This is a genomic window from Promicromonospora sp. NPDC023987 (assembly GCF_040639055.1).
In the GTDB taxonomy this organism is placed as follows: Bacteria; Actinomycetota; Actinomycetes; order Actinomycetales; family Cellulomonadaceae; genus Promicromonospora.
The window spans coordinates 18,806-32,646 of sequence record NZ_JBEZZF010000067.1 but is presented as its reverse complement, the minus strand read 5'-3'; the positions used below and the strand labels follow the sequence as shown (position 1 = coordinate 32,646).

Sequence of the window (13,841 nt, the reverse complement as noted above, 5' to 3'; positions counted from 1 at the left end):
GGGCGCGACGTCGCGCCCACGACCGGGGGAGCGGTCAGCCGACCTCGTTGGCGACGCGTTCCTCAGCCTCGGTGATCGCCTCGTCCACCGGGGTGGACTCCGACATGACCGCCGAGTGCATCTCGCCCAGGATCGTCTGGATGGACGCCGTGTTCTGACCCACCGGGTTCTCCGGCAGCGTCTCGTGCGTGGTGTAGGCGAAGCGGGACAGGTCGTCCTGCGGCACACCCTCCAGCGAGAAGATCGCGTCGGCCACGGCCTCGTCGATCAGGGCCGGCGTGATGCCGATCTCGGCGAGCGCGGCAGCGCCCTCCGGGCCGGCGGCGAACTTCAGGAAGTCCTTGGCGGTCGCGATCTTCGACTCGTCGATCCCGGCGTTGATGCCCATCGTCGTCGGGTCGCCGAAGGTGACCGGCGTGTTCTCTGTGCCGGTCGTCGACTCGTCGAGCTGCGGGATCGGCGCGATGCCCCACTCGAACTTCTCCGCGGCGCCCGACTCCTGCTCGGCGACCAGCGTGCCGATGTACCAGGAGCCCATGGGCATCATCGCCGCCTTCTGGGTGCCGAACTGGGCCTGGTAGGTCAGCTCGTTCGTGGTGACCGTCGCGTAGCTGGGCTGCGCGCCGGCCTCCTGCGTCGCGAGCTCACGCTCGTAGTACGGCGCGAGGTACGAGAAGTCGCCGCCGTCGATCGAGGCGCCCTCGGTCTGCGCGAGCGCGAAGCCCTGCACGGTGGACTGCCAGCTGTGCAGGTAGGTACCGGTGACCTGCTTCTCGTCGATGCCGGTGGTCAGCTCCTCCGCCGCGGCGGCGTAGTCGTCCCAGGTCCAGGACCCGTCGGGCAGGTCGACGCCGGCCTTCTCGAACAGCGCCTTGTTGTAGTAGAGCAGCCACGAGTCCTGGCGGTAGGGCACCGCGTAGGTGACGCCGTCGACCGACATCGGCTCCAGGCCACCCGTCGCCGGGTCGAGCTCCGCCGCCACGTCCGAGATGTCGAGCAGCGTGCCGCCCTCGGTGAACGTGACGTAGTTCTTCAGGTTCTTCACGATGAAGACGTCCGGCGCGGCACCGGCGGAGAGGTCGGCGGTGAGGGCCGTGTCGTAGTCGTCACCCGCCGGGTACTCCTTGAGCTCCACGGTGACGTCTGGGTTGGCCTCGTGATAGGCGTCAGCGAGCGTCTGGAACTCCGGCGTGGACGCGAAGTCCCAGCCGGCCAGGCTGATGGTGACGGGACCGTCGGCGGCCTCCGGCTCGGCCTCTGCGCCGCACCCCGTCAGGGCCAGCGACGCGGCGGCGGCTACGCCGACCGCACTCATGATCTTGCGGTTCATCTCTACTCTCCTTCGAGTGATTTCGTTCCTCCGACGCCCCGGTGGTGACCACCAGGACGCGCGGGTGTCAGGGCAGGGTTGCCGTGGTCTGTCCCCCGTCCGGCCAGGTCACGACGGCCTGTCCGGCGGTGAGCTCGAGACGCGGTCGCCCGGTCCCCCGGGCCCCTTCGGCGTTCCGCCGCGAAGCAAGGACGTCGTGGGGTGGGGTGGGGGGCGTGCGCGCCAGATAGATGCCGACGGCGGTCCAGCCGTCGGGGACCGGCGCGTACCGCGACCAGGGTGTGGTCGTCGGGCCGGCCAGCGGCGTGGCGTCGTCGGACGTCGTCTCGCCGCACACCGGGGCGACCTCACCCAGGAGCGGGACCAGGGTCGAGACGAGTCCCGGGCCGGCGGCCCAGCCGCCGATCCGCAGCGCGACGGCGTCGGCGGAGCTCTCCGAGACCCGCGCCAGCCGTACCTCCCAGGCGCCGCGGACGATCGAGACGGTGGTGATCCGCCCGGCGGGAGTGGCCACGCCAGGTCGCCCCGACCCATGGTCCGGAGCGGTGAGATCGGCCTCGACCCAGTGCACGTCGGCGACGGACCCGACCACGGCCGCCTCCGTTGAGTGCGGGGTATTTGCGCCGTCGAAACGTTCCGAGGGCGCAGATACCCCGCACTCAACGGAGAGGGGGGTGAAGCCTGTGCGGTGAGCTGCCTCGCCCGTCATCGTCAGGAGCGTCACCGACTGGTCCAACGGGGACTGCCACGCCTCGGCGTCGAGCAGCGGCGACGTCGCCGTCGAGTAGCCGAGGCGCGCGTACAGGGGCGAGTCACCGCCGTCGGAACCCGGCAGTGCGTGGTCGGTGCCGTGGTTGATCACGCGCGCGATCCCGTCGTCGCGCGTGGCGCTGATCGCCCAGCCGGGCGCTGCCGCGACGGTGAGCACGTCGCCGACGTCGACCGGCAGCGGCTCCGGCGCGGCCGTCCACACCTCGTGCGATGCCGGGAGCGCCAGTCCGAGCAGGCCCTTGCTCGCCCAGTAGGGCGATCCGGGGCCGCTGTAGCGCTGCGCGATGGGCCGCCACGGGTGGTGCCAGCCGAGCGTCAGGAGCCCGTCCGGACCCGGCACCTCGTGCTCGGCGAAGTGCCGCACGATGCGCGTCGCCGCCTCCCGGAGCTGGCCCGGCCGGCCGACCCCCGCGAAGGCACCGGCCCAGAATGGCGCCGCGGCCGCGAAGCGGTAGGTGAGGCTGCGGCCCTGGATGAGCGGGGCGCCGTCGGACCCGACGAGGGCCAGCGCGTCGTCGAGGTAGCGCTCCAGGTGCGCGCGGTCGTTCGCGGACCGGGCCGCCAGGTCGTCGCCGGCTGCCGCAGCTACCTCGGCCGCGCCGGACATCCGCGCCCACAGGGCCGGGTACAGGTGCAGGGCCCAGCCCGCGTAGTGGTCGAAGCTCCGCTCGGGGCCGTCGGCGAACCAGCCACCCGCGCGGTGGAACCGGTCGTGCGCGGCGAGGTCGTGCACGACGTCGTCGGCCGCGAAGGGGCCACCCACCGACCGCAGGAAGGTCTCGACCACGAGCCGGAACCAGACCCAGTTGTTGTCCGGGTAGTCGGGGTCGCCCACCACGGCTGCGAGGTATTCGACGGTGCGTTCCTGCACGTCGGGCGAGAGGCGGTCCCAGATCCAGGGGCGCGTCATGTCGAGGATCAGGGCGAGGGAGGCGGCTTCGACCTTGGCCTGGCCATGCTCCTCGGGCCGCGTCCAGCGCTCCGGGTGGGCAGGGTCGGTGCCCGCGGCCAGTCCGGCCGCGTACCGCTCGGCGAGGCCCGTCGGATCCGCGCCGTCCTCCCCCGCGAGCCGGAAGCCGGCCAGCAGGAACGTGCGTGCGAAGCCCTCGAGGCCGTCGACGGCTGTGCCGTACCCGCCGGGCTCGCCGGGCAGGGTGATGAGCGAGCCGCTCGGCGAGGCGTACGGCCGGACCCCGGCCAGGAGCCGGTCGGCGTAGCCGGCGAGCCAGGCGCGGGCCTCGGGCCCGGACTCCCCGGACAGGTCGGGGGCGGCGTGCGGTGCTGACACGTGGCGGCTCATGCGACGAACTCCATGTCGGCGCGGGTCACGGCGCTCCGCGGCGTGTCGCCGAGCGCGTACCGCTCCAGCTCGTCGAGCGCCGCGGCGGTCATGCGCCGCGTCTCCGTCCCGAGCGAACCCGCGATGTGCGGCGTGATCATGACGTTCGGCAGGTCGTACAGCACGGACGACGCCGGCAGCGGCTCCGGCTCGGTGACGTCGAGCATCGCGAAGAGGCGACCGGTCGCGCACTCGCGCTCCAGGGCCGCTGTGTCCACGACGGCGCCCCGCGCGGTGTTGATCAGAGTGGCGCCGTCCGGCATGAGGGCCAGCTCGCGGGCGCCGATCAGCTTGCGCGTCGAGGGCAGCTCGGGCGCGTGCAGGGAGACGATGCCGGACGCCGACAGCAGCTCGTCGAGCGGCACCAGCCGGGCACCGGCCGCTGCCACGACGGCGGGGTCCGCGAACGGGTCCGCGACGAGGATCTCGCGGGTCTCCGGGCCGGAGCCCGGCACGGTCAGCCGAGCCACCACCTGCCGACCGGTCCGGGAGAAGCCGACGATCCCGACGACGCCGTCACGGTTGGAGAGCACGTCGTGGTCGCCGAGGTAGGACCAGTCGTCCCGCCGGGTACGGGCGATATTGGCGAGGAACGGTGCCTTCTTGCCCGCCATGAAGATCGCGGCCACCGTGAACTCCGCGACCGGCAGCGCGTTCTCCGCCACGGCGTTCGTGACGAGGAGCCCGCGGTCCCAGACCGCGTCGGACACCAGCGGCCGGACCGTGCCCGCGCAGTGCAGCACCGCGCGCAGGTTCGGCGCGAGCTCGAGCACGTCCGGGGTGACCCGGGGAGCGCCCCACGACGTGAGGAGCACCTCGACGTCCGCCAGCCGCTCCTTCGCCTCGGGCGTGTCATAGGCGGTGACGCGCACCGGGTCGCCGAGCCGCGCGAGCTCACGCAGGCGGGCCTCCTCCTCAGGACCGAACTGCATACGCCGGGCTCGGTCATCCATGACGAGCAGGACCTCAGGTCGCCGCACCACCGCACTCCTCTCCATCGAGTCTCTCGTTCGCCTGAACCCCCAGACGAACAGTTCCGATCAACTACGATCGAACGATGGCCCATTGAAGCCCACGTAACGCACGCTTGGCAAGCCCCTGGACCTTCTCGAAGAGTTCCTATACGATCATTTTCGAACACCCCGCTTCGAGTATCGCAGGAGAGCACATGACAGCACGGCTGCCTGCGCCCGACGTCACCGACCGGAGCTTCTGGACATCCGACCAGGTGGCAGCGGACTGCGGCCCCACGCTCGCGGCCGCCGACGCCGAACGCGGTACCCCCTGGCCACAGCCCCTCGCCTCGCAGTACGCCCGGTTCTTCCGCGACGGTGACCGCACTGTCTACGAGGCGCACGTCGCCGCCCGGCACGCGCGCCTCACCCGCGCCACGCTGGCCGCCCTGCTCGACCCCCGCACGGACCGCGTCGACGAGGTGGTCGACGGCGTGCTCCTGGTGTGCGAGCTGTCGACCTGGTGCTGGGCCGCGCACGACGACACGTTCGACCGTTTCGGCCGGGTCACGCCCACCGTCACCGAGCCGTACCTCGACCTCGGGGCCGGCGAGGTCGCCGCGCAGCTCGCGTGGATCGACCACCTGCTCGGGCCGGCGCTCGACGAGCGGGCACCCGGCGTCCGGTGGCGGATCCGGCAGGAGGCGCAGGCAAGAGTGCTGCGGCCGTTCACCGAGCGGCGCGACTGGTGGTGGCTCGGCGTCGACCACCCGATCATGAACTGGAGCCCGTGGATCCAGGGCAACGTGCTCGCCGCCAACCTCGCGCTGGAGGAGGACCCGGACCGACGTCGGGCCTTCTCCGCGCTCGTCGCGGAGGGGATCGCCGCCTACTGGGCCTCGCTGCCCGCCGACGGCGGCGTCGACGAGGGATACCACTACTGGTGGCAGGGCGCCGCTCGCGCGCTCGAGGCACAGGACCTGCTCGGGTTCGCCGGGATCGAGCCGGAGCCGGCGGCGCTCGACCGCATCCGCGCCACCGTCGCCTTCCCGCACTCCATGCACCTCGGCGGCGACTGGTACGTCAACGTGGCCGACGGCGCCGCGCGGCCGCCCGCGACCTGGCCCTGGAACGTCGTGCACGCGTGGGCCCTGCGCGTGGGCGACGACGCCGCGGCGCGCCACGCGATGTCGTACCGCGGGCTGCCCGGCGGGCTGTTCGACGAGCGGGCCTCGCTTCCGCGTGCGGTCCGGATGTTGTCGGACCAGGCCTGGGCCGGTGTGTTGGCCGGGGTGCCGGCGCTGGCGCCGGCCGGGGTGCCGCCACTGGTGCCGAGCGCGGTGTTCCCGTCGACGGGCGTGGCCGTGGCACGGTCCAGCGCCGGGACGACGCGCGGCCTCGCCGTCTCGGTGAAGGGCGGCCACAACGGAGAGAACCACAACCACGTCGACGTCGGCTCCGTCATCGTGGCGCTCGACGGGGTCCCCGTCGTGGTCGACGCCGGCAAGCCCACCTACCGTGCCGGGACCTTCGGGCCGGACCGGTACGCGTCGTGGATGGTCCGCGGCGACTGGCACAACGTCCCGCGGGTGCGCGGGGTCGAGCAGGCGCCGGGCGAGCAGTTCGGTGCCCGCACTTTCGAGGCCGCGGAGGTCCCGGCCGGCGCCGGCACGGGCGAGGTCCGCCTCGAGAACGACATCGGGGACGGTTCCGGGCCCCATACCGACCCTGAGGTCATTCTCGCGGCGGACTTCCGTCACTGGCGGGCCCGGGTCGACCTTGGCGGGGCCTATCCCGTGGACGGGCTCGAGTTCTGGTGGCGCGAGGTCGTCCTGGACCGGGCCGCCTCGGCGGTCACGGTCGAGGACTCCTGGGCCTTCACGGCCGCACCCGCCGCGGCGGGCACGACCGCCGACGGCCGGACTGCGTGGCACTGGCTCCTCGCCGGCGACGTCACGCTAGCGCCCGGCCGCGCAGTGGTCCGCTCCACCTACCACGGCGGAGCGCGCCGGCTCGGCCGGGACGGCGGCCCGACGTCGGCCCGCGCGCTCGCCATCACCTGGGACCCGGCGGCGGCCGACGCGGAGCTCGACGTGCGCGACCTGGACGACCCCGAGCTGGCCGCCGTCTGGGGCGAGCGCCTGACCAGGTTGCGCCTGACGGCGCGCACAGAGGCGCCATCTGGCACATTCCGGGTAACCATGAGACCCACCGGGTCCGGATCGCAGGAGGTTGTATGACGGAGGAAGCGCCGCTCCCGAGCGAACGTCGGGCGCGTCTCATCGCGCGGGTACGCGAGACCGGGTCGGCTCGCGTGAGCGATCTGTCGCGCGTGCTGGGCGTGACGCCGGTGACCGTGCGGCGCGACCTCGCCCTGCTCGTCGCCGAGGGCACGCTGGAGAAGGTGCACGGCGGCGCCCGGATCCCGGCCCGCACGGCGCGGGCGGCCGGAGTCGCCGAGCCGGAGGAGTCGGGCGACGGTGGACTGCCGACGATCGGCATGGTCGTGCCGTCGCTCGACTACTACTGGCCCGAGGTCATCCGCGGGGCCCGGGGTGCCGCGCACGGGGCGGCGCGGCTGATCCTGCGCGGCGCGTCCTACGACGTGGACCAGGTACGCCGCCAGGTCACGGCCCTCGTCGGGGACGACGGCGGGCCGGGGGTCGACGGGCTGCTCGTCGCACCGCCCGTCGAGGGTCCGGACGCCACCGAGCTCGGCGAGTGGCTCACCGGCCTGGACCTGCCGGTGGTCCTGATGGAACGGCGGCTGGCGGCAGGGCGGTATCACGAGCCGCTCGAGTCGGTGGCCACCGACCACGCGCTCGGTTCGGGGACGGCGGCACGGCACCTCGCGGAGCGCGGGCACCGGCGGGTGGGGCTCGTGACGTCGCGGACGAGCCCGCACACGACCGCCGTCCGGCGCGGGTTCCTGACGGTGGCCGACGAGCTGGGCCTCGACGTCGTGCTGGACCTGAAGACCGTTCCGCTGTCCGACGCCGGCTGGGCCGACGAGGCCGCGGCGGTGCTCGACAGGTGCGCGGCGGCCGGGGCGACCGCGCTCCTGGTGCACTCCGACCGGGAGGCGATCTCGCTGGTGGAGCAGGCCCAGGAGCGCGGCATGCGGGTTCCCGCCGACCTGGCGGTGGTCGCCTACGACGACGAGGTGGCGGCCCTGGCCGACCCCCCGCTCACCGCGGTGCGGCCGCCCCGGGCGGCGATCGGCGCGGGTGCGGTCGAGCTGCTCACCCGCCGGCTGGGGATCACGCGGGCGGACGGCGACGGCACGCGCGACGGTGGGGGCAGCGACCCGGCGACCGGCGCGGACCGTCCGGTGCACCGCATCGAGCTGAGCCCGCACCTCATCGTGCGTGCGTCGACCGCGGCCCGCACCTGAGCCGGGGGGAGACCTGCTCCGCGGGGGTGTGTTGCGCTGTCCGCAACACACCCCCGCTGGGTTGGGCAGCGCCCCGGGAGGGCAGGCAGGCCTGCGGCCCTGACTCGGTGTACTCGGTACGACGAGTCAGGGCAGCGGGCCGGCCAGCTGCAGGTCCGTGCTGTCGCGGACCACGGTCCGCAGGCCCGCGAGCGTCTGCGGCCCGACGCCGGACGCGCGCGCCTGGACCAGGACGTTGCCGAGCGCGGTCGCCTCGGCCGGGCCTGCGACCACGGGGAGCCCGGTCGCCGCCGCCGTGAGCCGGTTGAGCAGCTCGTTCCGCGACCCCCCGCCCACCACGTGCACGGCCCGGATCTCGGTCCCGGCCAGCTCGCCGGCCTGCCGGACAACCCGGGCATAGGTGTCCGCCAGGCTGTCCAGCACCACCCGTGCCAGTGCCGCCCGGGTCTCTGGCACCTCGGCGCCGGAGCGCCGGATCGCGGCGCGCACCCGGGCGGGCATCTCGCCGGGAGCCAGGAACTCATCGCCGTCCACGGCGAGGAGGTACCGGCCGCCCGGCTCGGCCGCCGCTTCGGTGAGCAGCGCGCCGAGGTCGACCGGAGGGCCCTCGCCCCGCGAAGCGTCTGCCGTCCACTCCCGGATGCACTCGTCCAGGATCCACAGCCCCATGACGTTGCGCAGGTACCTGACCGTGCCGTCGACGCCGAGCTCGTTCGTGAAGTTCGCCTCGCGGCTCGCGTCGGTCAGCACTGGCGCGGGCAGCTCCACCCCGACCAGGGACCAGGTCCCGGAGGAGATGTAGGCGGCGGCCCCGTCCTCTGGCAGCGGCGTCCCGACCACCGCGGACGCGGTGTCGTGGGAGGCCACGGCGAACACAGGGACCGGGCCGAGACCGGTCATCTCGCGCACCGCGTCCCTCAGGGGACCGACCACCGTTCCCGGTTCCACGAGCTCCGGGAGCCGATCACCCAGCCCGGACAGACCGGGGTACTCGGTGACCAGCCGGTCCAGGAGCCCGGAGGCCCAGGTCCGCGTCCGCGCGTCCAGCAGCCCTGTCGTGGACGCGTTCGTCACCTCCGCGACCTGCCGCCCGGTCAGCCGGTAGGTGATCAGGTCGGGCACGAGCAGCAGCCGGGATGCGCGGGCCCACTCGGTCGAGCCTGCTCCACCGCTGGTCGAGCCTGTCGAGACCCCCGCCACGAGCTGGAACTCCGTGGTGAACGGCAGATGCTGCAGGCCGTTGACGGCGTAGTGCCCGGCGAAGGAGATCCGCTCGTAGACCCGGTCCGCCACCCCTGCCGTCCGGGCGTCCCGGTAGCACCACGGGTCGCCCACGAGCCCACCGTCCGGACCGAGCAGCCCGTGGTCGATCGCCCACGAGTCCACCCCGATCCCGCGGACCTCTACCCCGGTCCGCTCCGCCAGGGCGCCCGCGGAGCGCAGCCCGTCGAGGATCCCGGCCCACAGCGCCTCGATGTCCCAGCGCAGGCCGTCGCCGGAGTCCACCGGGCCGTTGGGGAACCGGCCGCACTCGACCAGCTCGACCCGCCCGCCGTCGAGCACTCCGAGCATCACCCGCCCCGACGTCGCCCCGAGGTCGATCGCGACGAACCCCGGCGCGCTCACCGCAGGAACGCCGCTGCCACGCCCGCGTCGACGGGCACGTGCAGGCCGGTCGTGTGCGAGAAGTCCGAGGTGCACAGCGCGAACACGGCGGCCGCCACGTTCTCGGGCAGCACCTCGCGCTTGAGCAGGGTGCGCTGCGCGTAGAACTCGCCCAGCTTCTCCTCCGGCACCCCGTACACCGCCGCACGGTTGGCCCCCCAGCCGGACGCGAAGATGCCCGACCCGCGTACGACGCCGTCCGGGTTCACGCCGTTCACCCGGATGCCGTGCTCGCCCAGCTCGGCGGCGAGCAGCCGCACCTGGTGCGCCTGGTCGGCCTTGGTCGCGGAGTAGGCGATGTTGTTCGGCCCCGCGAACACGGAGTTCTTCGAGGAGATGTAGACGATGTCGCCCCCGAGCCCCTGGTCCACCAGCACCCGTGCCGCTTCACGTGAGACGAGGAACGAGCCCTTGGCCATGACGTTGTGCTGCAGGTCCCAGTCGGCCTCGGTGGTGTCGAACAGGGACCGCGACAGGGACAGGCCCGCGTTGTTCACCACGAGGTCGACGCCGCCGAACGCCAGCACCGCCTCCCGGATCCCCGCCTGCACGGCCACCTCGGACGACACGTCCATGGCCACACCGATGGCGACGTCCGCCGAGCCGAGCTCGGCCGCGGCCGCGGTCGCCTTCGCGGTGTCCAGGTCCGCCACGACCACGCACGCGCCCTCCGCGGCGAGCCGCTGCGCGATCGCCTTGCCGATGCCCGACGCCGCACCGGTCACCAGGGCCACGCGCGTCGCCAGCGGCTTGGGCGCGGGCATGCGCCGCAGTTTGGCCTCCTCGAGGGCCCAGTACTCGATGCGGAACTTCTCGTCCTCCGCGATGGGCGCGTAGGTGGAGATCGTCTCCGCGCCGCGCATCACGTTGATCGCGTTGACGTAGAACTCGCCGGCGACCCGTGCCGTCTGCTTGTTGCGCCCGTACGAGAACATGCCGACGCCCGGGACCAGCACGATCGCCGGGTCGGCGCCGCGCATCGCCGGCGGCTCCTCGCCGCGCGCCCGCGCCGTCGTCGCGCCGCGCTCGTAGTAGGCGGCGTAGTCCGCGCGGTAGGCGGTGTGCGCCTCGCGCAGCGCCGCGACGGTCTCCTCCACGGTTGCCGACGTCGGGACGTCCACGACCAGCGGCTTCACCTTGGTGCGGAGGAAGTGGTCGGGGCACGACGTGCCGAGCCCGGCGAGCGGCAGCAGCCGCTCACGGGCCAGGAAGTCCAGCACGACGGCGGAGTCGGTGAAGTGGCCGACCTGCGGCGCGTCCGCCGACGCGATGCCGCGGATCACCGGTGCGAGCGCCGCCGCACGGGCCCGGCGCTCGGCGTCGGGCAGGGACTCGTAGCCGGGGCGCACCGCGCCGAACGGGTGCGCGTCCCGCGCAGCGGCACGCGACTCGATGAACGCCTCTGCCCGGCGGATGATGTCGAGCGACCGCGCCTCGCACTCCTCGCTGGTGTCGCCCCAGGCGGTGATGCCGTGACCGCCCAGGACGCAGCCGATGGCCTGCGGGTTCTCCGCCTTGATCGCCGCGATGTCGAGGCCGAGCTGGAAGCCCGGGCGACGCCACGGCACCCAGACGACCTCGTCGCCGAAGATCTCCCGGGTGAGTGCCTCGCCGTCGGCCGCGGCGGCCACCGCGATGCCCGAGTCGGGGTGGAGGTGGTCCACGTGGGCGGCGTCGACCAGGCCGTGCATGGCGGTGTCGATCGACGGCGCCGCGCCGCCTTTGCCGTGCAGGCAGTAGTCGAACGCCGCCACCATCTCGTCCTCGCGGTCCAGGCCCGGGTACACGTCGACGAGCGCCCGCATCCGGTCCAGCCGCAGCACCGCGAGGCCCTGGGGCTGGAGCGTGCCGAGGTCGCCGCCGGAGCCCTTGACCCACAGCAGCTCGACGGGCTCGCCCGTCACGGGGTCGGTGGAGCTCCCCTTCGCGGACGTGTTCCCGCCCGCGTAGTTCGTGTTCCTCGGGTCGGCGCCCAGCCGGTTCGAGCGGGCGACGAGCGAGGTCACCGTCGGGTTGTCTGTCGCGCCGGCAGTCTGGTTCGTCATCGGGCTGCTGCTTCCGTCTCGGTGGGGGCCTCCTCGCCGGTCGAGCTCGTCGGGACCGAGGTCCCGGCGAGCTCGGCCGGCGGAGGCGTTGAGCTGCTGTCGTGCGGTGCTTCGTGGGGCGTGCCGACGAGCCCGTCGGCGGTGAGCCAGGTCGCGATGCGCGCGATGCTGCGTGCCGCGCCGGCGGTGTCCGGCTCGTTGAGGTGGCCGTGATAGGTGCTGTCCTCGCGGACGAGCAGCACGTCGACCCCGGCCGCGGCGAGCTCGGCGCAGTACGCCTCGCCCGAGGACCGCAGCGCGTCGTGGTCGGACGTGACGACGAACGTGGGCGGCAGCCCGCGCAGGTCCTGCCCGCCGGGGTGGGCGTACGGGGAGACCGGGAGGTCGCCGCGCCCGAGGTAGTTGGCGCCCATCGCACGCATCGCCTCGGGCGGGAAGTCCCGATCGGGCGGCAGCGCGGCGATCTTCGCGGCGAGCTCCGGGCTCGGTGCCGGGAGCTCGTAGTGCGCCACGGGGTAGGCGAGCACGATCGAGCGTGGCAGCGGTCCGCCCGCGTCGCGCAGTCGGAGCGACGCGCCGGCCGCCAGGTTGCCGCCTGCGCTGGCCCCGCCCAGCGACCAGCGTTCCGGCCCGACGCCGAGGCCGGCGTCCCTCGCCCAGCCGAAGGCGAAGGTGACCTCCTCGGACGCGACGGGGAACCGCGCGCCGCCGGGCGCCCGGGGATCGGCCGGGTCGCGGTAGTCGAGGTCTGGCGCGAGCCGGTAGTCGACGCTCACCACCACGACGCCGACGGCGGCCAGCCTCCGGGCCACCCAGTCGGCCTCGGGCATGTCGAGGTCGCCGTGCATGAACGCACCGCCGTGCGCCCACACCAGGCCGGCCACCCGCTCGGCGTCCGCCGCGGGCTCGTAGACCCGCACGCGCAGCTCGCCGTGCGGGCCCGGCAGCAGCCGGTCGCCGACGGCGACGTTCACGCGCCCCACCCGGCCTGGGCGCCTCCGACACGCTCGGCGGCGATCTTCTCGGCGTACCCGGACGCCGCGAAGGCGGCCGTCGGGTTCGGGTCCAGGCCCATCTCCTCGCGCACCTCGGCGACGAGCGGGCGGACGTCGGTGTCGTAAGCGTCCATGAGAACAGCGTGCGCGCCGAGCACGTCACCCGACAGCTGGGCCGCCGTGAGCCCCTCGACGTCGACGAGCAGCGCCTTCGCCGTCGCCTCCTGCACGTTCATGACAGACCGGATCTGCGCGGGGATCTTCGGCTCGATGTTGTGGCACTGGTCGAGCATGAAGTTGACGCCGCTGTCCGGCGCGTGGGCGTCGGCGGACACGATCTCGTGCATGATCCGGAAGAGCTGGAACGGGTCCGCCGCGCCGACCATGAGGTCGTCGTCGGCGTAGAAGCGGCTGTTGAAGTCGAAGGCGCCGAGGCGGCCCTGGCGCAGCAGCTGCGCCACGATGAACTCGATGTTGGTGCCCGGCGCGTGGTGGCCGGTGTCGAGCACCACCTTTGCCCGGTCGCCAAGGGCCATGACGTGCAGCAGGGACGTGCCCCAGTCCGGGACGTCGGTGATGTAGAACGCGGGCTCGAAGAACTTGTACTCGAGCACCATGTGCTGGTCGTCGTCGAGGGCCGCGTAGATCTGGGCCAGGGACTCGGCGATCCGGTCCTGGCGTGCGCGGATCGAGTCCTGGCCGGGGTAGTTGAGGCCGTCGGAGAGCCAGACCTTGAGGTCCTTGGAACCCGTGGCCCGCATGACGTCGATGCACTGCTTGTGGTGGTCGACCGCCTTGGCCCGCACCCGGGGGTCGGGGTGTGCGAGCGAGCCCAGCATGAAGTCGTCGTCCTGGAAGACGTTCGAGTTGATCATCCCGATCCGCACGCCCAGGTCCTCGGCGTGCCGGGCGAGCACGCCGAAGTCGTCGACGAGGTCCCAGGGGATGTGCAGGCTGACCCGCGGTGCGACGCCGGTGTACCGGTGCACCTGCGCGGCGTCGGACAGCTTCTCGAACGGGTCGCGCGGCACGCCCGGCTGGCCGAAGACCTTGAACCTCGTGCCGGAGTTGCCGAACGCCCACGAAGGCAGCTCGATCGTCTGCTGCCGGAGTGCGGCCTTGGCCACCTCGGTCCGTACGGATGCCGCCATGGCGTCCTCCCTCTCCCCGCGCACACCCTCGTACGCACCTTGAAACGATTCACTGAAAGCCTATTCCGCAACCGGGAGGTGGTCAAGGGATGCTGGAGGCAAAGCGTCGCGATCGGCAGGACGTCAGGTGAACGGCAGCTCGGGACAGCTCGCCCCGCCGGTCACCTGACGTCCTGCCGATCACCCGTTCTCGGGTGC

9 protein-coding genes are annotated in these 13,841 nt (G+C 73.3%); 2 read left to right on the top strand and 7 right to left on the bottom strand.

What is annotated here, in order from left to right; translation table 11 throughout:
* Positions 1–34 precede the first annotated feature (34 nt).
* From AB0F40_RS22630 to AB0F40_RS22620, 3 genes are all read right to left on the bottom strand, one after another.
* Positions 35–1,330 (bottom strand): extracellular solute-binding protein, encoded by a 1,296-nt coding sequence (locus tag AB0F40_RS22630; protein WP_357472985.1) that lies wholly within the window; start codon positions 1,328–1,330, stop codon positions 35–37.
* Positions 1,331–1,397: 67 nt separating this feature from the next.
* On the bottom strand, positions 1,398–3,401 hold the full coding sequence (locus AB0F40_RS22625; protein ID WP_357472982.1) for a DUF2264 domain-containing protein: 2,004 nt from the start codon (positions 3,399–3,401) through the stop codon (positions 1,398–1,400).
* Positions 3,398–4,420, bottom strand: a complete 1,023-nt coding sequence (locus AB0F40_RS22620) for a hydroxyacid dehydrogenase (protein WP_357472978.1) — start codon at positions 4,418–4,420, stop codon at positions 3,398–3,400. The genes AB0F40_RS22625 and AB0F40_RS22620 overlap by 4 nt, the downstream gene beginning before the upstream one ends.
* Before the next feature lie 188 nt (positions 4,421–4,608).
* Here AB0F40_RS22620 and AB0F40_RS22615 point away from each other — a divergent pair, with 188 nt between their 5' ends.
* Positions 4,609–6,633: a heparinase II/III family protein gene (locus AB0F40_RS22615; protein ID WP_357472975.1), complete on the top strand. Its 2,025-nt coding sequence runs from the start codon at positions 4,609–4,611 to the stop codon at positions 6,631–6,633.
* On the top strand, positions 6,630–7,787 hold the full coding sequence (locus tag AB0F40_RS22610) for a substrate-binding domain-containing protein (protein ID WP_357472972.1): 1,158 nt from the start codon (positions 6,630–6,632) through the stop codon (positions 7,785–7,787). Before AB0F40_RS22615 ends, AB0F40_RS22610 begins: the two co-directional genes overlap by 4 nt.
* Positions 7,788–7,913: 126 nt before the next feature.
* On the opposite strand, the gene AB0F40_RS22605 is transcribed toward AB0F40_RS22610, so the two are convergent.
* From AB0F40_RS22605 to rhaI, 4 genes are read right to left on the bottom strand one after another with little or no spacing between them, the layout of a single operon-like run.
* On the bottom strand, positions 7,914–9,413 hold the full coding sequence (locus tag AB0F40_RS22605) for a rhamnulokinase family protein (RefSeq protein WP_357472969.1): 1,500 nt from the start codon (positions 9,411–9,413) through the stop codon (positions 7,914–7,916).
* Positions 9,410–11,497, bottom strand: a complete 2,088-nt coding sequence (locus AB0F40_RS22600; RefSeq protein WP_357472966.1) for a bifunctional aldolase/short-chain dehydrogenase — start codon at positions 11,495–11,497, stop codon at positions 9,410–9,412. The genes AB0F40_RS22605 and AB0F40_RS22600 overlap by 4 nt, the downstream gene beginning before the upstream one ends.
* Positions 11,494–12,471, bottom strand: coding sequence for an alpha/beta hydrolase fold domain-containing protein (locus tag AB0F40_RS22595; RefSeq protein ID WP_357472963.1), 978 nt, complete (start codon positions 12,469–12,471; stop codon positions 11,494–11,496). Before AB0F40_RS22595 ends, AB0F40_RS22600 begins: the two co-directional genes overlap by 4 nt.
* Positions 12,468–13,643: an L-rhamnose isomerase gene (gene rhaI, locus AB0F40_RS22590; protein WP_357472960.1), complete on the bottom strand. Its 1,176-nt coding sequence runs from the start codon at positions 13,641–13,643 to the stop codon at positions 12,468–12,470. Before rhaI ends, AB0F40_RS22595 begins: the two co-directional genes overlap by 4 nt.
* Positions 13,644–13,841 lie beyond the last annotated feature (198 nt).